Annotated in this window: 27 protein-coding genes; 7 read left to right on the forward strand and 20 right to left on the reverse strand. The window is 64.2% G+C overall.

All coding sequences use genetic code 11. From position 1 onward, the window contains the following. Positions 1-37 precede the first annotated feature (37 nt). The 9 genes from DPM33_RS01965 to DPM33_RS02005 all read right to left on the reverse strand — a co-directional run bounded on the left by DPM33_RS01965 (position 38) and on the right by DPM33_RS02005 (position 6,443). Positions 38-1,366: an FMN-binding glutamate synthase family protein gene (locus tag DPM33_RS01965; protein WP_112095205.1), complete on the reverse strand. Its 1,329-nt coding sequence runs from the start codon at positions 1,364-1,366 to the stop codon at positions 38-40. A 6-nt stretch (positions 1,367-1,372) separates the two neighbouring features. After that, complete coding sequence (locus DPM33_RS01970) at positions 1,373-2,104, reverse strand: GltB/FmdC/FwdC-like GXGXG domain-containing protein (protein WP_208648348.1); 732 nt, start codon at positions 2,102-2,104, stop codon at positions 1,373-1,375. Between the two features lie 4 nt (positions 2,105-2,108). Then, positions 2,109-3,005 carry a class II glutamine amidotransferase gene (locus DPM33_RS01975; protein ID WP_112095207.1) on the reverse strand — a complete coding sequence of 299 codons (897 nt, stop codon included), beginning with the start codon at positions 3,003-3,005 and terminating at the stop codon, positions 2,109-2,111. Between the two features lie 85 nt (positions 3,006-3,090). Further along, on the reverse strand, positions 3,091-3,414 hold the full coding sequence (locus DPM33_RS01980; RefSeq protein WP_112095208.1) for a hypothetical protein: 324 nt from the start codon (positions 3,412-3,414) through the stop codon (positions 3,091-3,093). Continuing rightward, entirely contained in the window at positions 3,411-4,100 is a 690-nt protein-coding gene (locus tag DPM33_RS01985; RefSeq protein WP_167448911.1) for a hypothetical protein, read from the reverse strand. Before DPM33_RS01985 ends, DPM33_RS01980 begins: the two co-directional genes overlap by 4 nt. A gap of 45 nt (positions 4,101-4,145) precedes the next feature. Beyond that, on the reverse strand, positions 4,146-5,552 hold the full coding sequence (locus DPM33_RS01990) for an APC family permease (protein ID WP_112095209.1): 1,407 nt from the start codon (positions 5,550-5,552) through the stop codon (positions 4,146-4,148). A 14-nt stretch (positions 5,553-5,566) separates the two neighbouring features. Continuing rightward, positions 5,567-5,728: a hypothetical protein gene (locus tag DPM33_RS01995; RefSeq protein ID WP_027164521.1), complete on the reverse strand. Its 162-nt coding sequence runs from the start codon at positions 5,726-5,728 to the stop codon at positions 5,567-5,569. A gap of 38 nt (positions 5,729-5,766) precedes the next feature. Continuing rightward, positions 5,767-6,144: a hypothetical protein gene (locus DPM33_RS02000; protein ID WP_112095210.1), complete on the reverse strand. Its 378-nt coding sequence runs from the start codon at positions 6,142-6,144 to the stop codon at positions 5,767-5,769. An 11-nt stretch (positions 6,145-6,155) separates the two neighbouring features. After that, entirely contained in the window at positions 6,156-6,443 is a 288-nt protein-coding gene (locus DPM33_RS02005; RefSeq protein WP_112095211.1) for a hypothetical protein, read from the reverse strand. Between the two features lie 294 nt (positions 6,444-6,737). Between DPM33_RS02005 and DPM33_RS02010 the strand changes: the two genes are divergently transcribed. The 4 genes from DPM33_RS02010 to DPM33_RS02025 all read left to right on the forward strand — a co-directional run bounded on the left by DPM33_RS02010 (position 6,738) and on the right by DPM33_RS02025 (position 10,623). Then, positions 6,738-7,871, forward strand: a complete 1,134-nt coding sequence (locus DPM33_RS02010) for an aminomethyl transferase family protein (RefSeq protein WP_112095212.1) — start codon at positions 6,738-6,740, stop codon at positions 7,869-7,871. A gap of 143 nt (positions 7,872-8,014) precedes the next feature. Beyond that, positions 8,015-8,611 (forward strand): dimethylamine monooxygenase subunit DmmA family protein, encoded by a 597-nt coding sequence (locus DPM33_RS02015; RefSeq protein ID WP_112095213.1) that lies wholly within the window; start codon positions 8,015-8,017, stop codon positions 8,609-8,611. Next, a complete protein-coding gene (locus tag DPM33_RS02020; protein ID WP_112095214.1) occupies positions 8,608-9,573 on the forward strand; it encodes a PDR/VanB family oxidoreductase in 966 nt (321 codons plus the stop codon). The genes DPM33_RS02015 and DPM33_RS02020 overlap by 4 nt, the downstream gene beginning before the upstream one ends. A 9-nt stretch (positions 9,574-9,582) precedes the next feature. Next, positions 9,583-10,623, forward strand: a complete 1,041-nt coding sequence (locus DPM33_RS02025; RefSeq protein WP_112095215.1) for a heme-dependent oxidative N-demethylase family protein — start codon at positions 9,583-9,585, stop codon at positions 10,621-10,623. 198 nt (positions 10,624-10,821) lie between these two features. Here DPM33_RS02025 and DPM33_RS02035 read toward each other — a convergent pair whose 3' ends face one another. Beyond that, positions 10,822-11,544 (reverse strand): helix-turn-helix domain-containing protein, encoded by a 723-nt coding sequence (locus tag DPM33_RS02035; RefSeq protein ID WP_112095216.1) that lies wholly within the window; start codon positions 11,542-11,544, stop codon positions 10,822-10,824. Between the two features lie 49 nt (positions 11,545-11,593). Here DPM33_RS02035 and DPM33_RS35715 point away from each other — a divergent pair, with 49 nt between their 5' ends. Both DPM33_RS35715 and DPM33_RS02040 read left to right on the forward strand, forming a co-directional pair. Further along, a complete protein-coding gene (locus DPM33_RS35715; protein WP_146770182.1) occupies positions 11,594-11,866 on the forward strand; it encodes a hypothetical protein in 273 nt (90 codons plus the stop codon). After that, positions 11,863-13,221 carry an NAD(P)-binding domain-containing protein gene (locus DPM33_RS02040; RefSeq protein ID WP_112095217.1) on the forward strand — a complete coding sequence of 453 codons (1,359 nt, stop codon included), beginning with the start codon at positions 11,863-11,865 and terminating at the stop codon, positions 13,219-13,221. Before DPM33_RS35715 ends, DPM33_RS02040 begins: the two co-directional genes overlap by 4 nt. A gap of 57 nt (positions 13,222-13,278) precedes the next feature. Here DPM33_RS02040 and DPM33_RS02045 read toward each other — a convergent pair whose 3' ends face one another. From DPM33_RS02045 to DPM33_RS02065, 5 genes are all read right to left on the reverse strand, one after another. Continuing rightward, a complete protein-coding gene (locus DPM33_RS02045; protein ID WP_112095218.1) occupies positions 13,279-13,620 on the reverse strand; it encodes a DUF2185 domain-containing protein in 342 nt (113 codons plus the stop codon). Between the two features lie 75 nt (positions 13,621-13,695). Then, a complete protein-coding gene (locus DPM33_RS02050; RefSeq protein WP_112095219.1) occupies positions 13,696-14,460 on the reverse strand; it encodes an SDR family oxidoreductase in 765 nt (254 codons plus the stop codon). Positions 14,461-14,517: 57 nt separating this feature from the next. Continuing rightward, positions 14,518-15,099 (reverse strand): hypothetical protein, encoded by a 582-nt coding sequence (locus DPM33_RS02055; protein ID WP_112095220.1) that lies wholly within the window; start codon positions 15,097-15,099, stop codon positions 14,518-14,520. Between the two features lie 95 nt (positions 15,100-15,194). Continuing rightward, positions 15,195-16,085 carry a DUF427 domain-containing protein gene (locus DPM33_RS02060; protein WP_112095221.1) on the reverse strand — a complete coding sequence of 297 codons (891 nt, stop codon included), beginning with the start codon at positions 16,083-16,085 and terminating at the stop codon, positions 15,195-15,197. A gap of 2 nt (positions 16,086-16,087) precedes the next feature. Continuing rightward, positions 16,088-17,746, reverse strand: a complete 1,659-nt coding sequence (locus DPM33_RS02065) for an ABC transporter substrate-binding protein (RefSeq protein ID WP_112095222.1) — start codon at positions 17,744-17,746, stop codon at positions 16,088-16,090. Between the two features lie 127 nt (positions 17,747-17,873). On the opposite strand from DPM33_RS02065, the gene DPM33_RS02070 reads away from it, so the two are divergent. Continuing rightward, positions 17,874-18,782 carry a LysR family transcriptional regulator gene (locus DPM33_RS02070; protein ID WP_112095223.1) on the forward strand — a complete coding sequence of 303 codons (909 nt, stop codon included), beginning with the start codon at positions 17,874-17,876 and terminating at the stop codon, positions 18,780-18,782. Positions 18,783-18,788: 6 nt separating this feature from the next. Here the strand turns inward: DPM33_RS02070 and DPM33_RS02075 are convergent, their stop codons facing one another. The 5 genes from DPM33_RS02075 to DPM33_RS02095 form a co-directional block, all read right to left on the reverse strand. Beyond that, positions 18,789-20,822 (reverse strand): ABC transporter ATP-binding protein, encoded by a 2,034-nt coding sequence (locus DPM33_RS02075; RefSeq protein ID WP_112095224.1) that lies wholly within the window; start codon positions 20,820-20,822, stop codon positions 18,789-18,791. Beyond that, positions 20,815-21,705, reverse strand: a complete 891-nt coding sequence (locus tag DPM33_RS02080) for an ABC transporter permease (RefSeq protein WP_167448912.1) — start codon at positions 21,703-21,705, stop codon at positions 20,815-20,817. The genes DPM33_RS02075 and DPM33_RS02080 overlap by 8 nt, the downstream gene beginning before the upstream one ends. Next, the gene (locus DPM33_RS02085) at positions 21,702-22,592 is read right to left on the reverse strand and encodes an ABC transporter permease (RefSeq protein WP_040991384.1); all 891 of its coding nucleotides are present in this window, start codon (positions 22,590-22,592) and stop codon (positions 21,702-21,704) included. The genes DPM33_RS02080 and DPM33_RS02085 overlap by 4 nt, the downstream gene beginning before the upstream one ends. Before the next feature lie 75 nt (positions 22,593-22,667). Next, positions 22,668-25,028, reverse strand: coding sequence for a molybdopterin guanine dinucleotide-containing S/N-oxide reductase (locus tag DPM33_RS02090; protein ID WP_245441962.1), 2,361 nt, complete (start codon positions 25,026-25,028; stop codon positions 22,668-22,670). A gap of 108 nt (positions 25,029-25,136) precedes the next feature. Next, positions 25,137-26,801, reverse strand: coding sequence for an ABC transporter substrate-binding protein (locus tag DPM33_RS02095; protein WP_112095227.1), 1,665 nt, complete (start codon positions 26,799-26,801; stop codon positions 25,137-25,139). Between the last annotated feature and the right edge of the window lie 167 nt (positions 26,802-26,968).

Below are 26,968 nucleotides of genomic sequence, written 5' to 3' on the forward strand. Positions count from 1 at the left end.
TTTCCCAAAGCCGCTGCGCGCTTTTGGGCGTCAGGAATTAGAAGCCGTTCTTCCCCGGTATCCAGTTGGTGCCGGCCAAAGGCACGCCGGCCATGGCGGCGGCTTCGATCGAGAGCGCGACGAGATCCTCGGGCTCGAGATTGTGCAGGCTGTTCTTGCCGCAGGCGCGGGCAATGGTCTGGGCCTCGAGCGTCATCACCTTGAGGTAGTTCGCGAGGCGCCGCCCGGCCGCGATCGGATCGACCCGCTTCATCAGTTCGGGGTCCTGCGTGGTGATGCCGGCCGGGTCGCGGCCCTCGTGCCAGTCGTCATAGGCGCCGGCCGTGCTGCCGAGCGCGTTGTACTCCGCCTGCCAGCGCGGATCGTTGTCGCCGAGCGCGACGAGTGCTGCCGTGCCGATCGACACTGCGTCGACGCCGAGCGCCAGCGCCTTGGCGACATCGGCGCCGTTGCGGATGCCGCCGGAGACGATCAGCTGCACCTTGCGGTGCATGCCGAGGTCCTGCAGTGCCTGCACCGCCGGCCTGATGCAGGCAAGCGTCGGCTGGCCGACATTTTCGATGAACACTTCCTGGGTCGCGGCCGTGCCGCCCTGCATGCCGTCGACCACCACGACGTCGGCGCCGGCCTTCACCGCGAGCGCCGTGTCGTAATAGGGGCGGGCGCCGCCGACCTTGACGTAGATCGGCTTTTCCCAGTCGGTGATCTCGCGCAGTTCGAGGATCTTGATCTCGAGATCGTCCGGCCCGGTCCAGTCGGGATGGCGCGAGGCCGAACGCTGGTCGATGCCCTTGGGCAGCGTGCGCATCTCGGCGACGCGGTCGGAAATCTTCTGGCCGAGCAGCATGCCGCCGCCGCCCGGCTTGGCGCCCTGGCCGACAACCACTTCGATGGCGTCGGCGCGGCGCAGGTCGCGCGGGTTCATGCCGTAGCGCGACGGCAGATACTGATAGACGAGCTGCTTGGAATGGCCGCGCTCTTCCTCGGTCATGCCGCCGTCGCCGGTGGTGGTCGAGGTGCCGGACAGCGTCGCGCCGCGCCCCAGGGCTTCCTTGGCCGGGCCGGAAAGCGAGCCGAAGCTCATGCCGGCGATGGTGATCGGTATCTTCAGCTCGATCGGCTTCTTGGCATGGCGGGAACCCAGCACCACCGAGGTGTCGCAGCGTTCGCGATAGCCTTCCAGCGGATAGCGCGAGATCGAGGCGCCGAGGAACAGGAGGTCGTCGAAATGCGGCAGCTTGCGCTTGGCGCCGGCGCCGCGGATGTCATAAATGCCGGTCGCGGCCGCGCGGCGGATTTCGGAAAGCGTGTAGTCGTCGAAGGTCGCGGATTTGCGCGGCGTCGTCGGCGGGTTGCGGTAGGTCATCTTGCCTCAATACGCGTCGGCGTTATCGATGTTGAAATTGTAGAGTTTGCGGGCCGAGCCGTAGCGCTTGAACTCCGACGCCTTGACGCCGGTAACGCCGGCCTTGTCGAGCAGGCCCTGCACCAACTCTATATGCTCCGGCCGCATCTCCTTGGCGATGCAGTCGGCGCCGAGGCTTTCCACCTTGCCGCGCACGAAGAGCCGCGCCTCGTAGATGGAATCGCCAAGCGCATCGCCGGCGTCGCCCAGCACCACCAGGTTGCCGGACTGCGCCATGAAGGCCGACATGTGGCCGATATTGCCATGCACGACGATGTCGATGCCCTTCATAGAGATGCCGCAACGCGACGAGGCGTTGCCCTCGATCACCAGCAGCCCGCCACGGCCGGTGGCGCCGGCATACTGGCTGGCATCGCCCTTGATGACGATCGAGCCCGACATCATGTTCTCGGCGACGCCCGGACCGGCTGAGCCATGTACGGTGATCGCTCCGCCGTCATTCATGCCGCCGCAATAATAGCCGACGCTGCCGCGCACATCGATCGAGACCGGCTGGTCGACGCCGACGGCGACGGAATGGCTGCCCATCGGGTGGAGCACTTCCCAGGCGGTCTCGTTCGAGCCGGGCGTGAGCTTGTGCAGCGCCTGGTTCAACTCGCGCAGCGGATGTTGCGAGAGGTCGAAGACCCTTGCATGGCTCTGATCGCGCTCGGCTTTCGACATCGTGTTTGCCGGCATCGGCTCAATGCTCCCAGAAGTAAACGGTTGCGGGCTCGGGCTCCCAGACCCGAGCATTGTCGATGCCGGGCAGCTTGGTGAGCGCGCGATATTCCGAGCCGAAGGCGACATACTGGTCGGTCTCGGCCATCACGGCCGGCTTGCAGGCGATCGGGTCGCGCACCACGCCGAAGCCGTTCTTGGTGCCGACGACGAAGGTGAAGAAGCCGTCGAGGTCGGAAAGCGTGCCCTCCAGCGCCTCGCCGAGATTCTTGCCATGCGCCATCCGGTTGGAGAGGTAGGCGGCCGCCACTTCGGTGTCGTTCTCGGTCTCGAATTTCATGCCGTCGCGCACCAACTCGCGGCGCACATTGTTGTGGTTGGAGAGCGAGCCATTGTGCACCAGGCACTGGTCGGCGCCGGTCGAGAAGGGATGCGCGCCCATCGTCGTCACCGCCGATTCGGTCGCCATGCGGGTATGGCCGATGCCGTGCGTGCCGGTCATGGAGCGGACATCGAAGCGGTCGACGACGGCTTCGGGCAGGCCGACTTCCTTGTAGATCTCCACCGCCTCGCCGGCGCCCATGACGCGGATGTCGGGCCGCAGCGCCTGCAGCGCCTCGCGCGCGGCGTCGACCTTGTCAGGCGTGGTCCTGATGACCGCGTGGGTCGACTTGACCGCGACGCTCACCGGCGCGCCGATCGCCTTTGCGAGATCGGCGTCGAGGCCGCGGAAATCGCGATCGGGCTTTGGCGACTGCACCGTGATCTTGGCCTCGTTGCCCGTGGCAGTGCCATAGATGGCGATGCCGGCGCTGTCGGGACCGCGGTCGGTGAGGCAGATCAGCATCTCCGACAGCATTGCGCCGAGCTTCGGCTCCAGCGCCTTGTCCTTCAAGAAAAGTCCGACGATTCCGCACATGCCAGCCTCCGATGTTTTTTGGCTTTCAAATGATGTACCCAATGAGTTTGCCGAATTCAATGGTATGAAAGAAATTTTCCTGTAGTTATATATTAGACGGCGCATCGCCGCCGGCACTATCACCGGCCGGACGCGCCTTGTGAACCCAGATCGCATGGCGGATACGCGCGATCCGGTAGGCATCGAGGACCGACAGCGCATAGATCAGGAAGCCGCCGGCATGGCGGCCGATGAAGCCGGCGTCGGCCGGCGCCAGCTTGGTCGTCACCCAGCCAAGGATCACCATGAAGAACAGGAACTGCAGGCCGCGCACCGGCACGCCGAGCATGACGTGACCGCTTGCCGGCAAAACGACCGCCGCGCCGAGCACGAGATACGGATTTACCGGGGTAGCAGTGCCGTCGGTCATGCTGCCTGCCTTTCGCGCCGGTTGATGGCTTCGCGAAGGCCCGACGCCGCCTCGAGCAGGCGTTCGATCAGGGCGGGATCGATTGCGGCATCGCCGAACGCTGCCTGCCGGAAGACTCCGTAGCGGGCGCGCTCGGCCTCGGCCATCAGCCAGACGATGCGTACGCCCTTCGGCGTGATCAGCAACTCCTTGGCGCGGCCTTCCGCGAAGATGTCGGTATGCAAGGCGATCAGGTCCTGCGGGAAGGCCACGCCCTTGCGGTCGGTGCGCAGCACCGCTTCGGCCGGAAGGCCGAGAACCTTGGGCAGGATGTGAGGGAGATGATCGAAATTGGAGAATGTCGTCGCCGAATTCGGCCGCATCATCATATCGAAAATTCCAGGCACCGCGACCGGCTCGGTGATCGAAACGCTTAGCCAGCGCGTCGGCAGCTTTCGCGTCGCCAGCGTGTCGACGATGGTGCGCAGTTGGACGCGCTGGCCGTTCCAGGAGCCGGCCCAGGTGATGACACCGGCCGTGCGATCGGAAATGTCGGCGGCATCCGCAATGACGCTGCGGACCTTCGCCATATCGGCGGCCAAGGCCGCCTTCGCCCTGTTGCGGCTGGCGCGCGCGAGCCAGGCAACATGGGCGACGACGGCCAATGCGATCGTTCCGGTAAGCAGTACTGACGCCAGTTCTGACATCTCGACACGCCACGGCCCGCCGTCAACAGGCGGGCCTTACTCCACTCAATAACCCTGCGGCTTCGGCCACGGCATGGAGAACTGGTCGCCGCGCCGCACGAATCTGTAGCGGTAGAAGTGGAACCAGAGCGAAATCAGGAAATAGAAGACGGTCATCGCGATCAGTTGCGAGCCGAAGCCGAGGAAGATGGCGAAGAAAGTCACCATGCACAGGCAGAACAACACGATCGCCGGCAACGGGTGGAAGGGGTGCGTGTAGCCGCGACGGATCGTGCCCAGCGGCCACTTCTTGCGGAACATCATGATGTTGATGCTCATGAAGGTGTATTGCAGCACGCCCGACAGGATCGAGAAGGTGATCGCCTGGTTGAGGTCGGCGATGAACGCGAAGGCCAGCGCGATCGGCAGCAGGAACAGGATCGAGCGATAGGGCGTCCGGTACTTCGGATGCACCGCCGAGAACCAGCTCGGCAGATAACGGTCGCGGCCGAGCGAGAACCAGGCGCGCGCCGCGTCGTTGATGCAGCCATTGGCCGAGGCGAGTGCTGCCAGCAGCGTCGCGATGAAGAGCAGGTTCTCAAGCAGCGGACTGCCCGTCAATTTGCCGGCGTCCCACAGCGGATAATAGGTGATGCCGAGATACTCCCATGGCATCAGCGAGGCGCAGACATACCAGGTCATCGCGGCGGCGATCAAAAGCGTGATCATGCCGGCCATGGTGCCATAGGGAAGGGAGCGTGCCGGCGAACGCACTTCCTCGGCGGCCTGGGTGGTGCCTTCGATGCCGAGATAATACCAAATGCCGAACTGGAAGGCGGCGATCACCCCGATCCAGCCATAAGGCAGCGCATTGCCGGGGGTGACCAACTCGTTGAGCTTCAGCACGGCGCCTTGCGTCCACGGGCTGACCGAGAAGAACAGGATGACGATCGAGACATAGGCGATCGCGGTGATGACGAAATTGACGTTGAGCGTCATCAGCACGCCGCGATAATTGAGCCAGGCGAGCACCACGATGGTGGCGGCGATGAAGGAATTATGCGTCAGCCCCTCGACGCCGGCCTTGGCGACGATCGTGTCGCCGAGCAGGATCGCGTCGGATACTTCGAGCATGGTGTAGGCAAACACCAGGAACAGCGCGACGTTGAAGGCCATCAGCGGCCCGACGATGTGCTTGGCCTGCGCATACTGGCCGCCGGCGGCGGCGACGGTGGACGTCACCTCCGAGTCGATCATGGCGACCGAGGTGTAGAGCAGACCGACGATCCAGCAGACGATCAGCGCGGCGAGCGCGCCGCCCTTGTCAGCCGAGAAATTCCAGCCGGTGAACTCGCCGACCAGCACGATGCCGACGCCGAGTGCCCACACATGCGCCGGGCCGAGCACCCGAAGCAGCGAGACCCTGTCGCCGTGGATTGTCGTCGTTAGTCCCGTTTCAACCGCAGCCGTCATTGCTCAGTCCCCACTCAGATCCGGTGCTTTTCGGAAACGGCTTCAAGCTCGCCTTCGCGCGAGGAGGTCAGCACGTCCTCGGAATAGGTCGTGTCGACCTTGAACCAGTCGTAGAGCATCCACAGCGCCAGCACGACCGAGATGCCCCAGCAAACGTAAGACAGTCCCATCCACATGATGTTTTCTCCGGACTATTTGCGTCGTCGTCGAAGGTCTATTTGTCGTCGAACTTCTCGTTGATCACCTCGCGATATTCCTTATCGGAGGCGCGGAACAGGAAGACGAAATAGGCGATCAGCACGATCGCCATGATGATCAGCGTCGGCCAGTCGATGATGTAGTGGAAGCGGTTCTGGATGATGTCGTGCGCCGTCTCCGGCGTGTAGCCGAGCTTTTCCCAGATCGAGGCCATCGTCGCGTTCTGGCCGAGCGCGTCCCATGTCTTGGCGTCGAGCGGGTCGATCGACTTCGCCGCCCCGGCCAGGCCGAGCTTCAGCGGTAGCCAGAGCGCCACGAAGATAGCGACCACCACGACCGCGATGTCGAAGACCTGTCCGGCCTTGCTCTGCTCCGGAGGGGTATAGCGGGCCATGGTTTCTCCCTTCAGGATTGACGGTTGCGGGCCGCGTCGGCGTTCTTGATGTCGAGCCCGTAGATGAAGTCCTTGTCTTCCTTGTAGTGGTTGAGCATGGCGAGGATGGCGGCCGTGTTGAAGATCAGCACCGCGGCGGCTGCAACCGCCACCACGAGCTTGATGCCGCCGTGCGGGATGTATGGCCATGTCATCAGGAGGACGAAGAGGATCGTTGCCCATAGGCACACGATCAGGAGCACGGATCCACGCACGTCGGAACGGTACAGCGCTTCGATGCGCTGCTGCAGGTCGGACATCGGTTTTCCCCTTCTGGCGACGCCCGGCCCTGAAATCGACCGGGCGTCCACTCTTTCAACAGAGTGAAATTTTTTTCATAAATTCCGCTCGATTCCCGGAATTGTCAAGCCGCATTTACGCACCGTAAACTGTTTGTTCCAGGCAAGAAATTTGCCTGACAATGAAATTATTTGCTTCAAGGGGATTGCAGCGCTTCACCGTTTGCGGTCAATATTCGGTCAAGCTCCGCCGCCAAGCAGGAGCAGGGAACAGCAACCGCTTAGAGCGACCTAGATTGCACGGAGGACGATCGGATGACGGCATCCTGGAGATTCTCGACCCTGGCGGATCGCCATCGCGCGCTCGGCTCGAAACTCGAGGACTGGAGCGGCATGGGCACCGCCTGGACCTACGACAAGAACGCCGACGAGGAATATGTCGCGATCCGCACCAAGGCCGGGCTTATGGATGTCTCCGGCCTGAAGAAGGTGCACATCACCGGGCCGCATGCCTCGCATCTGATCGACCTCGCCACGACGCGCGACGTCGAAAAAATCTATCCCGGCAAGTCGGCCTATGCCTGCATGTTGAACGAGGCCGGAAAATTCACCGACGACTGCATCCTCTACCGCACAGGCCCGAACTCCTGGATGGTCGTGCACGGCTCCGGCACCGGCCATGAGGAGTTGCAGCGCGCCGCGATGGGGCGCGACGTCTCACTGCGCTTCGACGACAATCTGCACGATTTGTCGCTGCAGGGGCCGACGGCGGTCGACTATCTCGCCAAGCATGTGCCGGGCATCCGCGACCTCAACTACTTCCATCACATGCAGACACAGCTGTTCGGCTTCCCCGTGATGATCTCGCGCACCGGCTACACCGGCGAGCGCGGCTACGAGATCTTCTGCCGCGGTCAGGATGCCGGCACGATCTGGGACCGCATCCTCGACGAGGGCAAGAGCGCCGGCATCATTCCCTGCCGCTTCACCACGCTCGATATGCTGCGCGTCGAGAGCTACCTGCTCTTCTATCCCTACGACAATTCGCAAAAATATCCGTTCGAGAACGAAGGCCCCGGCGACACGTTGTGGGAACTCGGCCTCGACTTCACCGTCAGCCCCGGCAAGACCGGCTTCCGCGGCGCCGAGGAGCATTACCGGCTGAAGGGCAAGGAGCGCTTCAAGATCTATGGCGTTCTGCTCGATGGCAAGGAGCCGGCCGACGAGGGCGCGCCTGTCTACCGCGACGGCAAAAAGGTCGGCGTGGTAACCTGCGCGATGTATTCGCCGCTGGTCGAGAAATCGATGGGCATCGCCCGCCTCGACGTCGACTGCGCCGTCAAGGACACCAAGCTCGAAATTCGCAACAGGAGCGGCTCCATCAAGGCGACGGCGCAGCCCTTGCCGTTCGATGACCCGAAGAAGGCCAAGCGAACCGCCAAGGGTTGAGGCAGCATCGACGGGGAGGGGTTTTGAGGTACTAGAACATGATCCCGAAAAGTGGGAACCGGTTTTCGGAAAAGATCATGCTCCAACAAAGGGGTTAGATCAGGATGACGATTCAACGAAACGTCATCATGATCTAAGGAAGCATGGCAGCCAAGACGATCATCAGCCGGCCCATTTATGGAACGCTCTCTCCGCAGCCCGGCAAGCACCATCTGTTCATCGCCGACGCGGAAGGAGCGCTGGCGATCACCGACATGGCCGGCAAGGCGCCGCCCGGCTTTTTCGACGGCGCCGAGATCGTCTTCATTCCAGGACCCGAGGGCAAGCATATCGCTGCCCTCGAAGCGCTGAAGCCGGCGCAGCTGCATCTGCCGCCATCCTTCGCCAGCCTCCTGCCGCGCCTGCGGCAGACGCTGACCAACGCGCATATGGGCCTGCGCCTCTACCTTGCCGGCACCGAGGGCCTGATCGGCCAGGCGATGCAGGCCGCGCTCGAAGCCGGCATCGACCACACGTCCATGCAGACCGAGCATCGCGGCTCGCTCGCCCGGCGCATGCAATGCGTGCACTGCAAGGGCATCACCGAGAATGTGACCACGCAGCCCGCGCTCTGCGCGCATTGCGGCCTGCTGCTTCTGGTGCGCGATCACTATTCGCGCCGGTTGGCCGCCTTCCAGGGCGTCTGTATCAACGCCGAGGATCGCTCCGAGATTCCTCCGATGGAGGAGGCCTTCCCATGAGCACCGGTACTACCAAGCTCGACGTCGTCGTCAGCGACGTCGTTCCGGTCAACGACCTCGTCACCCGTTTTCATTTCCGCCGCCGCGACGGCGAATTGCTGCCGACCTTTTCCGGCGGCGCTCATGTCGTGGTCGAGATGCGCGACGGCGACCGCACCCGGCTCAATCCCTATTCGCTGATGGGTTCGCCGCTCGACACGCGCGAATACACGGTTTCCATACGCCGCGACGATGTCGGTCGCGGCGGCTCGCTGTTCATGCACCGGCAGGTCAAGCCCGGCCTGGAGATGGTGATCAGCTACCCGGTCAACCTGTTCTCGCTCGATCTGCGAGCCAAAAAACACCTGATGCTGGCCGGCGGCATCGGCATCACGCCCTTCATGGCGCAAACCTCGCAACTCGCGGGTGCCGGCGGCAATTTCGAATTGCACTATACCTGCCGCACCGCTTCACTCGGCACCTATGCCGATGTGCTGCGAGAGCGCTACGGCAATCGGATCAGGCTCTATCACGACGACCGCGAGGAGCGCATCGAGCTCGACCGGCTGTTGTCCTCGCAGCCGCTCGGCACGCATCTCTATGTCTGCGGCCCGGCCGGCATGATCAACTGGGTGCGCGACCGCGCGGCAGCGCTCGGCTGGCCCTCGGAAACCGTGCATTTCGAGCATTTCGCGGCGCCCCAGCCAGGCGCGCCCTTCGATGTGACCTTGGCCGTCAGCGGCAAGACGATCCGCGTCGGCGAGCAGCAGAGCCTGCTCGAGGCGATCGAGGCCGCCGGCGTCGACCCGCCATATCTCTGCCGCGGCGGCGTCTGCGGCCAGTGCGAGACCAATGTGATTTCCCACGACGGCAAGTTCATCCACAACGACCACTGGCTGAGCGAGGAAGATCACCGTTCCGGCTGCAAGATCATGCCTTGCGTCTCGCGCTTCGAGGGCAAGTCGCTGGTCCTGGAAAGATAGGAGGCGTCAATGGGCATCACCTTTCGCAAGGAAACGTTTCGCGACGATTTCACCTTCAAGAACAGCCCGGAGCACATCAGGCGCTTCCCGTTCCCGTTCAACGAAGATGCCTACATGTACGCGGTCAACATCGAGCCGCACGTCGTCGGGCCCAAAGGCAGCGTGCTCGAAAATCTGATCGACGTCGACGAGCACTATGTCGCCGAGATGCAGGACCGCGCACTGGTGCTGGCCGAGGATCCGCTGCGCTGCCAGTCGCTGCCGCACATGACCTTGGCCGGTTGGGACCTGCTCGAGCTTCTGATGGAGCAGCAGGCGCTCGGTTATCCCGAGCATTTCACGCTGGAGCGAAACGGCGACCGCTGGCGCTGGATCAACCGTCCCCTCGGCATCGACGACACCTTCACCTTCGGCGACACCTCGACGCTGCCATATGGCCCGATGGAATACATCACCCGCCAGAGCCAGGGCGATTTCTGCATCCTCGACCAGCGCGACGGCAATCTGTGGATGGATGCCGGCATGGTCACCACCCAGGCCGACTGGTCGCTCGATTTCGACATCGGCATGAACTTTTTCGAATGGCACGCGCCGGTGCCGCTGGCGCATGAGAAGGGCATCTTCACGCGTGCGCTGAAATTCCTCACCAACATCCAGCAGGGCAAGCCGGCCAGGCGCTTGAACTGGACGATGACCATCAATCCGCGCCTCGACACCAGCCCTGAGAATTATCACAAATGGGGTCCGGACCGCGCCACCGTCACGCCCGAGAATGTCGGTGACAAGGTGCATCTGCGCGTCGAGTTGCAGAGCTTCTGGCGGCTGCCGCGCTCCAACGGCATCGTCTTCCCGATCCGCTGCTACCTGATCAAGATGGACGAGCTGGTCACCCAGCCCAAATGGGCGCGCCGCCTGCACCGCGTCATCCGCGATCTGCCGGAAGAACTCGCCACTTATAAGGGGTTGACGCGATACCGGCCGACCCTGGTCGAGTGGCTGTCGAAGCTCGACGACGGCAGCCCGACGAGCTCGGGTTTCGGGCCGGATTAGAAGCTGCCGATCTCCCCCCTTGTGGGGGAGATGCCCGGCAGGGCAGAGGGGGGCGCGAAGGAATGCAAACCTTGCCCGTCCAGCCGAAAGACAAATAACATCTGAGAGGGTGCGACCGCGATAGACTGATATGCTGGCGGGACAGCGCCCCCCTCTGACCTGCCGGCCATCTCCCCCACAAGGGGGGAGATCGGCCAATCACCCCGCGCTGTTTTGCGGATAGCAGATGATCGACAGATACCGCATCGGCAACTGCGTCAGCTCTTCCGGTCCGTGCGGCGCGTCGGCGTCGAAGAACAGGCTGTCGCCCGGCTTCATCGGATAGAGGTTGTTGCCGTGCCGGTAAACGACCTCGCCTTCGAGCATGTAGAGGAACTCCATGCCCGCATGCTGGAAGGTCGGGAACACGTCCGAATTCTCGGTCAGCGTGATGAGATAGGGCTCGACCACGACGCCGCTGGTGTTGGCGCCGATATGTCCCAGCAGATTGTACTGATGGCCGGCTCGCGTGCCGCGCCGCTCGACGTCGACGCCCTGGCCGGCCTTGACGAAGACGGCGCTGTGCTCTTCCTCGAAGCGGCGGAAGAAGGCGGTGACGGGGACGCCGAGCGCCCGCGACAGCGCCTGCAAAGTGGTCAGCGACGGCGATGTGATGCCGTTTTCGATCTTCGACAGCATGCCGAGCGAAATGTCGGTGGCCGCGGCGAGGTCGGCGACGGTAATGCCGAGCTTCTTGCGGAAGGCGCGCACCTCATGGCCGATCGCCACTTCGAGCACCTTCTCGCGCGTGTCGCGGATGGCGTGCGGATTCTGGGTCAGCGGCGTGCGGATAGAGCGCCCGTCGGCCGAGACGCGCTTCGGCGGTTCCTTGCCCTTGGCGGCCGTATCGGTGGGCTTTGTACCAGAAGTCTTGTTCGCCATGTTGCCCCCGATTTGCGCTGATTTATTTCACTCGAGGTGAACATATTCGTTGGCGATACAGGAGCGCAACCGCCACGACAAGCCACGGTATGTCGCAGGGCGCGCCGGCTTCAACGTGAGCGCCGCCGCCTTTGCACGGAAAAACCGTTTCACGCAAACGCCGTTGCCGCAGATGTTTGTTGACAGCACCGAAGACCCAATTACTGTCACTGTCAGTGAAATTTGTTTCGTGAGAGCAATTCCAGGAAAAGTGTCGAAACGGTTTCCGCCCGGAATTGCGCCGAGACAAAAGTCGAAATCAAAAAGAGGAGGCCCGCAATGAAATCTCGTGTTGCCGTCATCGGCGCCGGACCGTCCGGTCTGGCGCAGCTGAGGGCCTTCAAGTCGGCCGCCGACAAGGGCGCCGAAATCCCGGAAATCGTCTGCTTCGAAAAGCAGAGCGACTGGGGCGGCCTGTGGAACTACACTTGGCGCACCGGCCTGGACGAGCACGGCGATCCGGTGCATGGCTCGATGTATCGCTATCTGTGGTCGAACGGCCCGAAGGAATGCCTCGAATTCGCCGATTACACCTTCGAGGAGCATTTCGGCCGGCCGATCGCCTCCTATCCGCCGCGCGCCGTGCTGTGGGACTACATCAAGGGCCGCGTCGAGAAATCCGGCCTGCGCGACTGGGTGCGCTTCAACAGCCCGGTGCGCATGGTCACCTTCTCGGACGAGACCAAGAAATTCACCGTCACCGCGCATGACCGCACCAACGACGTGACCTACTCGGAAGAGTTCGACAATGTCGTCGTCGCCTCCGGCCATTTCTCGGTGCCCAACGTCCCCTATTTCGAAGGCTTTTCCACCTTCAACGGCCGCATCCTGCACAGCCATGACTTCCGCGACGCGATGGAGTTCAAGGGCAAGGACATATTGATCATCGGCCGTTCCTATTCGGCCGAGGACATCGGTTCGCAATGCTACAAATACGGCGCGAAATCGATCACCTCCAGCTACCGCTCCAAGCCGATGGGCTTCAAATGGCCGGAGAACTGGAAAGAGGTGCCGCTGCTGCAGAAGGTCGTAGGCAAGACGGCGCATTTCAAGGACGGCACCACCAAGGATGTCGACGCCATTATCCTGTGCACCGGCTATCTCCATTCCTTCCCCTTCTTGACCGACGACCTCAAGCTGAAGACCGCCAACCGCATGTGGCCGCTCGATCTCTATGAGGGCGTCGTCTGGGAGAAGAACCCGAAGCTGTTCTATATCGGCATGCAGGACCAGTTCTACACCTTCAACATGTTCGACGCGCAGGCCTGGTACGCCCGCGACGTCATCATGGGCCGCATCAAGCTGCCGTCCGCCGAGGCGATGGCCGAGCACGGCGCCAAATGGCGGGCGCGTGAGGAGACGCTGGAGGATGCCGAGCAGATGATCTGGTTCCAGGGCGACTATACCAAGGAGCTGATGGACCAGACCGACTATCCGGGCTTCGACGTCGAGGCGGTCAACCACACCTTCATGGAGTGGGAGCACCACAAGGCGGAAAACATCATGACCTTCCGCGACAACGCCTACCGCTCGCTGATGACCGGCACCATGGCGCCGGTCCACCATACGCCCTGGCTGCAGGCGCTGGATGATTCCATGGAGAGCTATCTCGAAGTAAAGGGCGTCGCGGCCGAGTAGAGGAGAGGGCCGGCCCGCCACGGCGTCGCGCCCTAGTCCTACTGACTTGGCGAACCGCTAGTCCGCGGGTGCCCCCCGGGGATCGGCAGCTAATCCCGAAGGCGTCCGTATGAAAGCGGATCCGACGGGAGCATCAAGCAATGGAATGATCTCGGGATCATAGTTGGCAATTGTGTTCACGTCGTAGATGGCGTGATTGGCAGAATTGCTCATGTAAGCGTCGGTCTCGTCTCCTGCGAGAAAAGCCCAGCCGCTATCCATCTCGTTGTGTGGTCGCGTTCGATACATGTACCCTACGGGTCTTCCATCGACCGTAATTCGATCACTCGCGATCGCGCCGCCGTAGCCTGTTGCTAGTGGCTGAATTTGCTCGGCTGACAGTTTGAAGCGCTTGTTCATGGTCGTCTATATTACTCTCCGATTGTTCCGGAGAAACACGCTGCATTCACGAGGCCCGCCGATGGACGGTCGTCTCTACCAGCACACGTATCCGCCATCGACGATCAGGTCGAGGCCGGTGACGAAGCTTGCGGCGCGGCTGGCCAGGAACACGGTCGGTCCGACCATTTCCTCCGGCGTTGCCATGCGGCCCATCGGCGTGTCGCGCTTGAAGATCTTTATCTCCTCCGCCACTTCGGGCCGCTTGTTCATCGGCGTCAGCGTGTAGCCGGGGCTGACGACGTTGACCCGCAAGCCACGGCCCGCCCATTCCATGGCCAGGCTCTTCGACAGGTGGATGACGGCGGCCTTGGAGGAGTTGTAATGCGCCTGGGTCAGCCCGCGGTTGACGATGCTGCCCGACATCGAAGCGATGTTGATGATCGAGCCAGCGCGCCGGGGAAGCATGACGCGCGCTTCGGCCTGACAGGACAGGAACACGCCAGCGACATTGACCTCGTGCACCTTGCGCCATTTTTCCAGCGGCATGGTCTCGGCCGCTTCCGAACCGGCTATGCCGGCATTGTTGACCGCAACGGTCAGCGCGCCGAGCTCGGCTTCGACGCGGTCGATCGCCGTCGCCAGGTCGGTCTCGGAGGTCACGCTGCCGGTCAGCGCCAGCGCGTTGCGGCCGAGCGCCTTGATCCTCGCAGCCGTCTCCTCGAGCCCGCCATTCGAGGTATGGCCGAAACAGGCGACATCGGCGCCGGCTTCCGCAAGCCCGATGGCGATCGCCTGGCCGATGCCGCTGCCGGCGCCCGTCACAAGTGCTACGCCGCCGTCCAGTTTGAAAAGATCCATCACACCCTCCCTGGTCGCAGGGAAGGTATGCGCAGTCGCCTCATGCGATCAACCTCTTCAGAAATCACAGGCCTTGGGGCGCATGTCCGAGGACCAGTCCTCCAGGGGCACCGGCTTGAACTTGCCCTTGACGGGCTTGCCATCCTCAAGGTCCTTTGAGGCGGTGCCCTTGCCGGTAAGATAGTTGATGTCGCAGTCGCCGAGCGTCGTCTCGACGCCGCTCGATGTCTGCCGGTTCCAGTCCCAGTTTCGGCTGTAGCCGCCGACCAGGAATTCTCCCCGGCGATAGACGATCGTCAGCGTCTCTTCCGTCGATTTGCTGGCGCCGCAGCCGAAGCAGGACGTGATCGACAGCGATCCCTTGCCCTTGCTTTCGAGGCCGATGACCTGGTCTTCGGTCAGCCCCATTTTGACGAAATCCGGCCGGCGCGCGGGACCGGTTTTCTGCTCGTTGAGATAGATGTAGAGATCGGCGGCACCGCCGGCGTCCTGTATCACGACCGCCCTGTCGGTCCTGCCGTCCCGGTCGATGTCGAGCTTCAGTTCGAGACCGGAAGCATTTTCGGCAAGCACCGGAACCGGCGTCGCCGCCAGGACGACAAGCCAGGGCCAAACCGCATGATGGAATGCGTTCCTCATAGGCATGTGTCCGCCGCGCGGCGCAAAAATAGCACCGGCACAGGCGGACGCAAAATATGAACCGAGCCCGGTCCTGGCCAACCGAGCCTGAAGGCTCAGAAATACCCGTCCGACGCCGCCGTCGCTTCCTTTGGAATCTCCACGCCGTCGACCAGGATCTTGTCGACCAGTTCATGGTGGAAGCACACCAGCCCCTTGATGCGCTCGGCCTCGTGCACCGGCTCGGGATAGTACCAGACGAGGTTCTCGTGCCGCTTCTTCGGCGTCGTCACGTGGTAGTAGTTGGACATGCCCTTGTAGGGGCAGCGCGAGATGTAGCGGCTGGGCGAGAACATGTCGAGCCTGGTGTCCGAGATCGGCAGATAGTGGCGCACCGGATGTCCGGTCTCGAACAGGAACACGCCGCGCCGTGAATCGGCCACCTGCTCGCCGTCGAGGATCACCTGCACGCGTCGCGACGAGGGCAGGCAGTCGACGCGGCGGAACGGGTCGCGGGCGTGGACGAAGATCTCCTCGTCCTCTTCAAACCAGTGGGTCATCTTCGGCCAATAGAAGGAGATGTAGTCGGCGATCGGCGGGCAACCCTTGACCGGATCGAGGTAGCGCCACGCGCCGTCCTCGACCAGCGTGATGCCGGTGTTCAGCGAATAATGCGTGGCGACCCCTTTGAACGGGTCTTCGGTCGTCGTCCGGCTCGGCAGCAGGAACTCCTCGCGCACGTCGCTCATAGGGAAGTAATAGACCGGCAGATGATCGCTCTCCTGGAACACCAGCGCCTTGGTGGTGTCGGCGACGATCATCGGCCCGACCTGCACGCGCAGCCGCTTGGGCGAGGGCATGGTGAACGCGACATAGCCCGGTTCGAACTCATATTGCACGATATTGTCGAGCACCGGGAAATGCGGCCCGCGGCCGCGCAGATGTGGCTTGCGAATGGTCGTCGTCCTTTTCTCGTCGTTGGCGGCCGGGCTCTTTCGCGCAACCATGGTCATGATGCCACCGATACGCGATCGAGCAGCAGGCCGGCGGCGATCGGCGGCACGCCGCTGACATTCTTGCGCACCGGCACCAGAAGGTCCGGGAAATAGCTGAAGATCACCGGCGTCTCGTCGAGCAGCAGCTTCTGGATGTCGGAAGCGGCCTTGCGCTGCGCGTCGAGGTCGAGCGCCTTGAGATAGCCGGTGACCAGCCCGTCATAGCTCGCGTTCTTGAAATGCGCCGCGTTCCATGGCCCGTCGCTGACCAGCGGGCTTTTCAGGAAGACGTTCGGTACGCTGCGATGCGCGTAGTCGGTGATGCCGAGCGGGCTGTCCAGCCAGTCCGACTGGCCGAACACCGCCTTGCCGTAATATTTGTCCTGGTCCTCGATGTCGAGCGAGATGCGGGCGCCGATCTCCTTGGCGAAGTTCTGGAAGAGCTGCGCATAGCCGGGGATATCGGAATAGCGCAGCGTCGTCAGCGTCATGTCGAAACCGCCACCAAGCCCCGCAGCTTCCATAAGCTGCTTGGCCTTGGCGATGTCCCGCGTGCGCTGCGCCACCGACTTGTCGGTGACCGGGAAGGCCGGCGCGAACGGGCTGTCATTGCCGGTCGCCGCCATGCCGCGGCAGAGGCCGTTGACCAGTTGGGTACGGTCGATGCACAAGGCCAGCGCCTGGCGCACGCGCTTGTCGGTGAAGGGCGCCATGTCGCAGCGCATGTGGAGCTGGCGGTGCGCGGTCGAGGCGACGCGCAGCACGGTGATGTCGGGGTTGCCCAGCACCACCTGGCTGACGTCGAGCGGGATGGCATCGAGCACGTCGACCTCGCCCGCCTGCAGCGCCAGGATGCGCGGCTGCACGTCGCCATAGAACTTGAACTCGAGCCGGTCGGGCAGGGCCTTCTCGCCCCAATAGTCGGGGTTGCGCACGAAACTCGCGCCGACCTTCGGCGTGTAGCTTTCGAGCCGGAACGGACCGGTGCCCTCAAAGGTCTTCTCGTAGTCGCCCTTGTAGCTCGCCGGCAGGATGACGGCGTTGTAATTGTCGATCGACACCGAATAGGGGAAGCTGCCGTTCGGCGCGTCGAGATGGAATTCGACGGCGTGGTCGTTGACCTTGCGCGTGCCGCCCTTCGACAGCAGGCCTTTGAACACCGACAGCGCGTTCGACGTGCCGCTCGGATCGGCGAGGCGGTCGAACGTCGCCACGACGTCGTCGGCCCTGAAATCCTCGCCATTGTGGAATTTCACGCCCTTGCGCAGCTTGAAGGTCCACACGCTGCCGTCGGCATTGGGCGACCAGCTCTCGGCCAGCACCGGCTTCAGCGTCAGGTCAGGCTGCGTCACACACAGGAACTCGGCCACCTGGAAAACGAGCTGATAGCTGCCGCTGTCATAGAAGGTGACCGGGTCGATGGCGCCGCCGGGCACCGCGATGCCGGCGCGCACCGTGCCGCCGGGCTTGCCTTCGGCGCGCGCCTGCGGAGCGCCGAGGCCGACCGCCGAAGCGATGCCGCCGAGGAAAGGCAGCGACAGGCCGAGCACACTGCCATGGCGCAGGAATTCGCGCCTGCCGATCTTGCCGGCGAGCAATTCATCGATAGCGGAATTTTCGATTGCGCTGAGCGTTTTGCGAGCGGCGTCGATCGTCCTGAAATGCTTCGGCATGGTTGCATTCCTCGCTTCTTGTGGAGATGCCGTCATCTAGGTCACTGTTGACCGCAGCCGGAAAGCGATATTTTTTGATTGCGGCCATCGGAAATTTCGATGGCTTCAGATTGAAAGGCGGGAAGCCATGGACACCGAGAATCTGCGCAGTTTCCTGGAGGTGGCGACGCATGGCAGCTTCACCGTCGCGGCCAATCGGCTGAACCTCGCCCAGTCGACCGTCAGCGCCCGCATTCGCGGCCTCGAGGAGCAGCTGGGCCGCAAGCTGTTCGTCCGCGACAGCGACGGCGTTTCGCTCACGCCGGCCGGCCGGCAATTCCTGCCGCACGCCTCGACGATCACCCGCACCTGGGAGCAGTCGCGCCAGGACATCGCCGTTCCCGATGGTTATGAGACGCTGCTCAGGCTGACCGCGCCCGCCTATCTCTGGGACAGCATCACCTCGCCCTGGATCGGCTGGATGCGGCAGCGGCGGCCGAATGTGGCGCTGCGGCTGGAAGGCAGTTTTCCGGATCTGGCGATCGACCAGATAGCCGAGGGCCTGCTCGACATCTGCATCCTTTATTTGCCGAAGCCGCATCCGGGCATCGTCTATGAGACCTTGGCCGTCGACCAGGTGGTGCTCGTCCAGCACGCCGAGCAGCCCGGATCGTGGACCGACAACTACATCCTGATGGATTGGGGGCTGGAATTCCGCATCGAGCACGACCGCGCCTTTGCCGGTGTCGTGAAGCCCGCCATCTCGGCCGGGCTGGTGTTCATCGGGCTGCAGCACGTCCTGTCGCAGAAGGCGGCCGCCTACCTGCCGCTCAGCGCGGTGAGCGCGCATATCGAGCGCGGCGAGCTGAAGCGCGTCGAAGGAACGCCGGTGTTCCAGCGGCCGATCTATCTTGCCTATCCGGCCAACCCGGCTTCGTCCGACGCTCTCGACATCGCTTTGACGGGGCTGCGGATGCTGGTGCGGGATTGGTCAGGCGCAATCGGCTTTGCCGAGGGCGATCGAGCCCTCAGCATGGCGGACGCGCCGGCGCCCTGACTGCCGTCAAGCCGGCTCCACCGCCCTCGGCCTCTGCAGCTTCGCCAGTTCCGCATAAGGGATGTGGCAGCGGATGGTGTGGCCGGGCTGGGCCTCGGTGAGCTGCGGCTCCTGGGTTTCGCAGATGGCGCCGATCTTGCGCGGGCAACGCGTGTGGAAGACGCAGCCCGTCGGTGGATTGGCGGCGCTCGGGATTTCGCCGTCGAGGCGGATGCGCGAGCTCTCCGTCCGATCGAGCTTCGGCACTGCCGACAGCAGCGCTTCGGTATAGGGATGGTGCGGACCGGAGAACACCGCTTCCGACGGTCCGAACTCCATGATGCGGCCGAGATAGAGCACGGCAATCTTGTCGGAGAGATAGCGCACGACGCCGAGGTCGTGCGAGATGAAGATGTAGCTGACATCCTGCCTCGACTGCAGGTCGGCCAGAAGGTTGAGGATCGCCGCCTGCACCGAGACGTCGAGCGCCGAGGTCGGCTCATCGCAGACGACGATGCGCGGATCGCCGGCGAAGGCGCGCGCGATCGCCACGCGCTGCTTCAGCCCGCCCGAGAGCTGGCGCGGCTTGACCGCGAGGTGCCGGTCGGTGAGGCGCACAGAACGGACGAGCTCTTCGAGGCGTGTGTCCAGCGTCTTGCCGCTGAGCCCGCCCAGCCGCTTCAGGGCTCGGCTCAGGATGTGGCGGATCGAATGCGAGCGATTGAGCGCGGAGTCCGGATTCTGGAAGACGATCTGCACCGCCTTGACCTGATCCTCCGAGCGGCTGGCAAGCCGCGGCGCCAGCTTCTTGCCTTCGAGCTCGATCGAGCCGCCGTCGTCGGGCGCGACGAGGCCGAGCAGCAGCCTGGCGAAGGTCGTCTTGCCGCTGCCGGATTCGCCGACCAGCCCAAGCGTCTCGCCGGGCCTCAAACTAACCGAGACGTCCTTGACCGCCCGTAGCGGATGGCCGTGGCTGCCATAGGTCTTGTTCAGGCCTTCGACCTGCAGCACCGGCGGTGCATGCTTCGGCGCGACGGCGGGGACGTCGGCCGGCGTGGCGCGCGGCAGCGACTGTGCGTTGTCGTGATAGTGGCAGCGCGACAGCCGGCCGTCTCCGAGCTCGTAGAGCGGCGGCGGCTCTGTGCGGCAGCGCTCGGTCGCCAGCGCGCAGCGGTCGGCGAAGGCGCAGCCGACGATGGTGGCGCCGATGCCGGGCAGGAAGCCGGGGATTGTGTCTAGGCGGCCCTGGTCCTTGCGCTGGCCGCCGCGCGGCAGGCAGCGCAACAGCGCCACCGTGTAAGGATGGCGCGGGTCGTTGAAGACGTCCTTGGTCGAGCCTTCCTCGACCAGCATGCCGGCATAGAGCACGCCGACGCGGTCGCACATGTTGGAGACGACGGCGAGGTTGTGGCTGATGAACAGGATCGACGCCGACAGCTCGCACCGCAACTGGCCGATCAGGTCGAGCACCTCGGCTTCGACCGTTGCGTCGAGGCCGGTCGTCGGCTCGTCGAGGATCAGCATCGACGGATCGTTGGCCAAGGCCATGGCGATCGCCACGCGCTGCTGCATGCCGCCGGAGAGCTGGTGCGGATAGCGCTGCATGACGCTGACCGGATCGGAGATGCGCACCCGGTTCAGCATCGCGGTCGCCTTGTCGGTGGCCGCCTGTCCGGTGATGCCGGCGAGTTCGAAGATCTCGGTCAGCTGGCGGCCGATGCGCAGCGACGGGTTCAGCGCCTTGCCGGGATCCTGATAGACCATCGACACGCTGTCGGCGCGGGCGCGCCGCAGCGCCTCGCTGTCGAGCTTCATCACATCCTGGCCGTCGAGCGCGATCGAGCCGCCGGTGATCGAGCCGTTGCGCGGCAGGTAGCGCACCACCGATAACGCGACAGTGGATTTGCCGCAGCCCGATTCGCCGACCAGCCCATAGGCTTCGCCGGCCTTGATGGTCAGGTTGACGTTGCGCAGCACCGCGCGGTTGCGGCGTCCGACGCGATAGGCGACCGAAAGGTCCTTCAGCTCGAGCGCGTTGGCGGCGTGGCTAGGCTCAGTCATTGAACGCTCCATGCACACCGTCGGCCACCAGGTTGACGCCGATCACCAGCGAGGCGATGGCCAGGGCATCGAACAGCACCGTCCACCAGAAGCCGCCGCCGATCATGCCGTAATTCGACGAGATCGAGAGGCCCCAGTCGGGAGAGGGCGGCTGGATGCCGAAGCCCATGAAGGAGAGCGTGGCGACGGCAAAGATGGCGTAGCCAAGCCGCACCGTCGTCTCGACCAGGATCGGCGGGATGACGTTGGGCAGGATTTCGACGAACATCGTGTGCAGCGCGCCTTCGTGGCGCAGCTTTGCCGCCGCGACGTAGTCGAGCTCGCGTTCGGCCAGCACCGCCGAGCGCACCGTGCGGGCGATGATCGGCGCGAAGCTCAGGCCGATGACGACGATGACGGTGATCTTCGAGGTGCCGAGCGCGACGATGGCGAGCAGCGCGATGATCACCACCGGGATCGCCATGAAGGCTTCCAGCACGCGGCTGACGATGTCGTCGACGATGCCGCGGAAATAGCCGATCAGCAGGCCGAGCGCGGTGCCGGCGATGGTCGCAAGGATGGTCGCCAGCGGCGCCACTGTGAGGATGTCGCGCGAGCCGACGATGACGCGCGAGAACACGTCGCGGCCGAGCTGGTCGGTGCCGAACCAGTGATCGGCCGCCGGCGGCGTCAGTGCGTTGATGATGTCGCTTGCGAGCGGATCGTAAGGGACGAAGTACTGGCCGAACAGCGCGCAGACGACCCAGAACAAGAGGATGAAAAGCCCGGTGAGGAAAGTGCCTGATCTGAGCAGCGAATGCAGCACCTCGCCCCATGGGCTGCGTGATGCGGTGTCGGGCGCGGCGGGCGCCGGCGGGCTGGCGGGCGTGTCTGTGGCACTCATTGCTCTGCTCCCAGCCGGATACGCGGATTGAGCACGGAATAGAGGAAGTCCGCGACCAAGGTCGCCACTGCATAGACGATGCCGATGGTCAGGATGCCGGCCTCGAGCATTGGAAAATCCTTGCCGCGCGCGGCGGTGAAGATCAGCGAGCCGATGCCCTGATAGCGGAACAAAGTCTCGATCACGACCAGGCCGCCGATGAGATAGCCGGTCTGGGTGGCGATCACGGTGATGGTCGGCAGCAGCGCATTGCGCAGCACGTGGCGCCAGATCACCGTGCGCCACGGCAGTCCCTTCAGCACCGCGGTGCGCGTATAGTCGGAATCGAGCGCCTCGATCATGCCGGACCGCGCCATGCGCGCGATATAACCGAACAGCACCAGGAACAGCGGCAGCGAGGGCAGGATCAGGTAGTAGAGCTGGGTGAAGAAGCCGGCGCCTTTCGGCCATGCGGCGGCGATCGGCAGCCAGCGCAGCCAGACCCCGAAGATGAGGATCAGGATGATGCCGGTGACGAACTCCGGCAGCACCGTGACCGAGAGGCCGCCGAGGCTGATGATGCGGTCGAGCGGCCGGTTGAAATTGAGCGCGGCGATCACGCCGCCGAGAATGCCGATCGGCACCACCAGCACGAAGGCGACGAGCGCCAGCTTCATCGAATTGCCCAGCGCATCGACGACGAACGGCGCCACCGGCGCGCGGAACACATAGGACGTGCCCATGTCGCCATGCAGGAAGTTCCAGATCCAGCTTCCGTATTGGACGAGCAGCGGCCGGTCGACGCCGAGCGAGTGGTTGAGCGCATCGACCGCGCGCTGGTCGGCGAAGGGCCCGAGAATGGCGCGCCCGACATTGCCCGGAAGCACCTGGCCGCCAAGGAAGACCATGACGCTGAGCAGGAACAGCGTGATGAGCGACAGAGCCAGGCGCCGGGTGAGGAAAGCTAGAATGGCAGCGTCTCCTTACGAAAGGTCTTGGTGTCTGGCCTCGCCGGACATGTCGGACGAGCTGATAGTGGCAGGCGGATCGAAGGCTGTCACGGGCGGAACCGGTCCGGCAAACCGCGACACCTCAACCAGCGTCGAATTGCAGGTTGGCGATTGCGCGAGACGCGACGTGCCGCGATCGGGCGTCAGCACATTCGGATTGCCGTGTTTTTCGAGGCCCTCCGGTTCGCCTGGACGGGCCGGGTCGAACCAGGCGCCGGTCGGCAGTTGCACGACGCCCGGGATCAGGCTGTCGGTCAGCACGGCGCCGGCAAGGCATGATCCACGCTCGTTGAAGACAAACACGACCATGCCGTCCGCGATGCCGCGCACCGCGGCATCCTGGCGGTTGATCAGCAGCGGCGCGCGCCCCGCGACCTTGCTCGCCCGGCTGACCGACCCGTGGTCGTACTGGCTGTGCAGCTTGTCGGCCGGCTGCGGTGACAGGAGGTGCAGTGGAAACCGCTCGGCGAGGCGGTCATTGCCCAGCCACTCGCGCGGCTCGCGCCACACGGCATGGCCGGGGCAGTCGTCATAGCCGAAGGACTCGATCGTCGCCGAAAACAGCTCGATGCGCCCCGACGGTGTCGCCAATGGGTGCCGCTCCGGATCGTCGCGGAACGCGGCAAGGAATGTCTGCGACGTCACCGAGCGGGCAAGCTCGGCATGGCCGTCCTGCCAGAAGCGGTCGAACGGCGGCATCGCCACGCCGGCGGCCTCGGCATTCTCAACCGCCTGGTCGTAGAGATGCCGGATCCATTCGTCGGCGCCGCGTCCTTCGGTGAAGGCATCGCTTGTGCCGAGGCGCGCCGCGAGCTCGGCGAAGATGGCAAAATCGTCGCGCGCCTCATGGAACGGCTCGATGGCCTGCTTCATGGCGACGATGAGGTTCTCGCGGTTCGAGAAGGCGAGGTCGTTGCGCTCCAGCGGCGTCGTTACCGGCAGCACGATATCGGCGTGGCGCGCCGTCGCCGTCCAGAATTGCTCGTTGACGATGATCGTCTCGGGCCGCTGCCAGGCCTCGACCAGGCGGTTGAGGTCCTGGTGGTGATGGAACGGATTGCCGCCGGCCCAATAGACGAGCCTGATGTGGGGATAGGTCAGTTTGGTGCCGTTGAAGTCGAACGATCCGCCCGGATTGAGCAGCATGTCGGCCATGCGCGCGACGGGTATGAAATGCGCCACCGCGTTTCTGCCCTGCGGTACCGAAGGCCAGCGGAATCCCATCTCCGGCCTGCCGGCGCCGTTCGTCGAAGAATAGCCGAAACCGATGCCGCCGCCCGGCAGTCCGATCTGGCCGAGCAGCGTCGCCAGCGTGATCGCCGCCCAGTAGGGCTGCTCGCCGTGGTCGGCGCGCTGCAGCGACCAGCTGACCATCAGGATGGTGCGCCTGGCGGCCATGTCGCGGGCCAGCGCATCGATCGTCGCCGCGTCGACGCCGCTGAGTTTCGCCGCCCAGGCCGGATCCTTCGGCTGGCCGTCGCTCTCGCCCAATATATAGGCGCGAACCGCCTCGAACCCGGTGCAATAACGTGCGAGGAACGCCTCGTCGTGCAGCCGCTTGCTGATCAGCACATGGCAGAGCGCCAACATCACGGCGGTGTCGCTGTTCGGCCGCAGCGGCAGCCATTCCGTGTCGGCTCCGCGCGGCGCGTCGTCGCGCACCGGCGAAACGTTGATCAGCCGCGCGCCGTTGGCGACGGCACTGCGCAACGCCGCCGACGCCTCGTGCCGCGCCGAGCCGCCGCCCTGCACCTGCGTGTTGCGCCAAGGCAGTCCGCCAAAGGCGACGATCAGCTTGGCATGCCGCTCGATCCCGTCCCAGGTTGTATGGTTACCGGTCAGCGCGTCGGTGCTGCCCAACACATGCGGCAGGATGATCTCGGCCGCGCCATAGGAATAGCTCAGCACCGAACCCGTATAGCCGCCGATGGTGTTGAGGAAGCGATGCACCTGGCCCTGCGCATGGTGGAAGCGCCCGGCGCTCGCCCATCCATACGAACCCGCATAGATCGCGCTGTTGCCATATGTCGAGCGGACGCGGTCGAGCTCAGCCGCGACGATGTCCAGTGCGGTCTCCCAGGACACCTCGACGAAGGGCTCGTCGCCGCGCCTGCTTGCCGGACCGGACCTGTCTCCCTCCAGCCAGCCGCGCCTGATGGCGGGGCGGGCAACGCGCAGCTCGCCCTGCACCGTGCCGAGCAGCGACCTGCCGATCGGCGACGGGTCGGGATCGCCGCGCCACGGCTCGACGCCGACGAGCCGGCCGTTCTCGGCGCGGACCTCGTACGTCCCCCAATGCATGGTGGTGAGCACGGTTCCCATGGGACGCGTCATCCCGCTGCGGCGATGACGGGCAGGACGCACGGCGCCTTGTCCCGATCTCGCCGGCAAGCGCCGGCCCCTTTCGAGGCCGGCGCCGTGGGATCTACGCTTGCCTCATGCTCAGCCTTTCGACGCTTTCTCGAGGAACAACTGCGACATGGCGGTGGGCTGCACGCCTGCCACGCCTTTCGCCGTCGCCGTCAAGTAGTCGTAGAAATAGCCGAAGACCACCGGCGTTTCCTCGAGCAGCAGCTTCTGGATCTTGCCGGCGTCGGCCTTCTGCGCCTCGAGGTCGAGGGCGCCAATATAGCTCGCCGCGAGCTGGTCGTAGTCCTTGTTCTTGAAGTGGGCGGCATTCCAGGTGCCGTCGCTCTTCAAGGGAGCGGCAAGATAGACGTTGGGCACGCCGCGATGGCCGTAGTCGGTGATGCCCATCGCCGAATCCAGCCAGTTCGACTTGCCGAACACGGCGTCGCCGTAGTAAGCGCCCTGGTCGAGGATGTTGAGCTCGAGCTCGATGCCGATTTCCTTGACCCAGTTCTGAATGAGCTGCGCGTATTCCGGGATCTCCAGATAGCGCTCGGTGGTGAGCGTCATCTTGAAGCCCTGGGCGAGGCCGGCCGCTTCCATCAGCTGCTTGGCCTGGGCGATGTCCTGCTTGCGCTGCGGCACGCTGGTGTCGGTCGAGGGATAGACGGCGGCGAACGGGCTGTCGTTGCCGAGCGCCGAGCGTCCCTTCATCAGGCCGGCGGCGAGTTTCTCGCGGTCGAGGCAGAGCGCGATGGCGCGGCGCACGCGGGCGTCTTTCGTCGGGCCCTCGTCGCAATGCATATGCAGCTGCTGGTGCGCGGACGACTTCAGGCTGATGATGTCGACATTCGGGTCGTTGAGGACGGCGACGCCCGCCAGCACCGGCATCTGGTTGATGATGTCGATCTGGCCGCCCTGCAGCGCCAGGATCTGCGGCTGGATATCGGTGAAGAAGGTGAATTCGGTGCGATCCGGCAGCGCCTTGTCGCCCCAATAGTCGTCATTGCGCACGAAGGAGGCGCCGACCTTCGGGGTGTATTTCTCGAGCTTGAAAGGCCCGGTGCCGTCGAAGCTCTGCTCGTAGCCGCCCTTGTAGCTCGCCGGGATGATGACGGCGTTGTAGTTGTCGGACGACAGCATGTAGGGGAAGTTGCCGTTCGGCGCGTCGAGGTGGAATTCGACAGTGTAGTCGTCGACCTTCTTGGTGTTGCCCTTCTGCAGGATGCCGGTGAACACCGACAGCGCGTTGGACGAATTGGCCGGATCGGCGAGCCGGTCGATGCTGGCGATCACGTCCTCGGCCTTCATCTCGCCGCCTGAATGGAACTTCACGCCCTTGCGCAGCGCGAAGGTCCACACCGTGCCGTCCGCATTCGGCTTCCAGCTTTCCGCCAGCGCCGGCTTCAGCACCAGGTCGGGGCCGTCGATGCAGAGGAATTCGGCCACCTGCTGCATGACGAGCAGGCCGCCCGCGTCGGCGATGGTGACGGGGTCGATCGCCGCGGCCGGCACGCTGCTGCCGACGCGGATGGTGGCGCCGGCCGCTCCGGCGGCGCGAGCGAGCGAGGGCGCGGCGCCGAAGCCTGCCGCCATGCCGATGCGGCCGAGCAGCGGCAGCGACAGGCCGAGCAGGCTGCCGTGGCGGACGAATTCGCGGCGGCTGATGCGGCCGTCGACCAGGCCGTCGATGAGGTGGTTTTCAAGCGGCGTGCGGCCGCGCCGCAGGAGATCGAGAATGCGATAGTTCTTGCTCATGGTCTGAGCCCTTTCCCCAGTTGTTGTGGTTGGCGAGTGCATTCCTGTTGACGAGTTCCGCGGAGTTCTCCTGTTCCTGGGCCTCATCAATATCGGTCGATGTACAGTAGCATGCGGCTCCGACCGATCCATCCGCTCGTTGGGACGGAAAAGTCAGATTTTCTTGA

It is taken from the genome of Mesorhizobium hawassense (genome assembly GCF_003289945.1).
GTDB classification, from domain to species: Bacteria; Pseudomonadota; Alphaproteobacteria; order Rhizobiales; family Rhizobiaceae; genus Mesorhizobium; species Mesorhizobium hawassense.

What these genes read in the sequence shown, in the direction of transcription:
- DPM33_RS02000 (WP_112095210.1), bottom strand. Translation starts at nt 6,144, where the DNA reads ATGGCCCGCTATACCCCTCCGGAGCAGAGCAAGGCCGGACAGGTCTTC.
- DPM33_RS01975 (WP_112095207.1), bottom strand. Translation starts at nt 3,005, where the DNA reads ATGTGCGGAATCGTCGGACTTTTCTTGAAGGACAAGGCGCTGGAGCCG.
- DPM33_RS01990 (WP_112095209.1), bottom strand. Translation starts at nt 5,552, where the DNA reads ATGACGGCTGCGGTTGAAACGGGACTAACGACGACAATCCACGGCGAC.
- DPM33_RS02090 (WP_245441962.1), bottom strand. Translation starts at nt 25,028, where the DNA reads ATGACGCGTCCCATGGGAACCGTGCTCACCACCATGCATTGGGGGACG.
- DPM33_RS02015 (WP_112095213.1), top strand. Translation starts at nt 8,015, where the DNA reads ATGGCAGCCAAGACGATCATCAGCCGGCCCATTTATGGAACGCTCTCT.
- DPM33_RS02060 (WP_112095221.1), bottom strand. Translation starts at nt 16,085, where the DNA reads ATGGTTGCGCGAAAGAGCCCGGCCGCCAACGACGAGAAAAGGACGACG.
- DPM33_RS02040 (WP_112095217.1), top strand. Translation starts at nt 11,863, where the DNA reads ATGAAATCTCGTGTTGCCGTCATCGGCGCCGGACCGTCCGGTCTGGCG.
- DPM33_RS01995 (WP_027164521.1), bottom strand. Translation starts at nt 5,728, where the DNA reads ATGTGGATGGGACTGTCTTACGTTTGCTGGGGCATCTCGGTCGTGCTG.
- DPM33_RS02010 (WP_112095212.1), top strand. Translation starts at nt 6,738, where the DNA reads ATGACGGCATCCTGGAGATTCTCGACCCTGGCGGATCGCCATCGCGCG.
- DPM33_RS02095 (WP_112095227.1), bottom strand. Translation starts at nt 26,801, where the DNA reads ATGAGCAAGAACTATCGCATTCTCGATCTCCTGCGGCGCGGCCGCACG.
- DPM33_RS01965 (WP_112095205.1), bottom strand. Translation starts at nt 1,366, where the DNA reads ATGACCTACCGCAACCCGCCGACGACGCCGCGCAAATCCGCGACCTTC.
- DPM33_RS01985 (WP_167448911.1), bottom strand. Translation starts at nt 4,100, where the DNA reads ATGTCAGAACTGGCGTCAGTACTGCTTACCGGAACGATCGCATTGGCC.
- DPM33_RS02080 (WP_167448912.1), bottom strand. Translation starts at nt 21,705, where the DNA reads ATGAGTGCCACAGACACGCCCGCCAGCCCGCCGGCGCCCGCCGCGCCC.
- DPM33_RS02035 (WP_112095216.1), bottom strand. Translation starts at nt 11,544, where the DNA reads ATGGCGAACAAGACTTCTGGTACAAAGCCCACCGATACGGCCGCCAAG.
- DPM33_RS02065 (WP_112095222.1), bottom strand. Translation starts at nt 17,746, where the DNA reads ATGCCGAAGCATTTCAGGACGATCGACGCCGCTCGCAAAACGCTCAGC.
- DPM33_RS02025 (WP_112095215.1), top strand. Translation starts at nt 9,583, where the DNA reads ATGGGCATCACCTTTCGCAAGGAAACGTTTCGCGACGATTTCACCTTC.
- DPM33_RS02020 (WP_112095214.1), top strand. Translation starts at nt 8,608, where the DNA reads ATGAGCACCGGTACTACCAAGCTCGACGTCGTCGTCAGCGACGTCGTT.
- DPM33_RS02070 (WP_112095223.1), top strand. Translation starts at nt 17,874, where the DNA reads ATGGACACCGAGAATCTGCGCAGTTTCCTGGAGGTGGCGACGCATGGC.
- DPM33_RS01980 (WP_112095208.1), bottom strand. Translation starts at nt 3,414, where the DNA reads ATGACCGACGGCACTGCTACCCCGGTAAATCCGTATCTCGTGCTCGGC.
- DPM33_RS02045 (WP_112095218.1), bottom strand. Translation starts at nt 13,620, where the DNA reads ATGAACAAGCGCTTCAAACTGTCAGCCGAGCAAATTCAGCCACTAGCA.
- DPM33_RS02005 (WP_112095211.1), bottom strand. Translation starts at nt 6,443, where the DNA reads ATGTCCGACCTGCAGCAGCGCATCGAAGCGCTGTACCGTTCCGACGTG.
- DPM33_RS02050 (WP_112095219.1), bottom strand. Translation starts at nt 14,460, where the DNA reads ATGGATCTTTTCAAACTGGACGGCGGCGTAGCACTTGTGACGGGCGCC.
- DPM33_RS02055 (WP_112095220.1), bottom strand. Translation starts at nt 15,099, where the DNA reads ATGAGGAACGCATTCCATCATGCGGTTTGGCCCTGGCTTGTCGTCCTG.
- DPM33_RS01970 (WP_208648348.1), bottom strand. Translation starts at nt 2,104, where the DNA reads ATGCCGGCAAACACGATGTCGAAAGCCGAGCGCGATCAGAGCCATGCA.
- DPM33_RS02075 (WP_112095224.1), bottom strand. Translation starts at nt 20,822, where the DNA reads ATGACTGAGCCTAGCCACGCCGCCAACGCGCTCGAGCTGAAGGACCTT.
- DPM33_RS02085 (WP_040991384.1), bottom strand. Translation starts at nt 22,592, where the DNA reads ATGGTCTTCCTTGGCGGCCAGGTGCTTCCGGGCAATGTCGGGCGCGCC.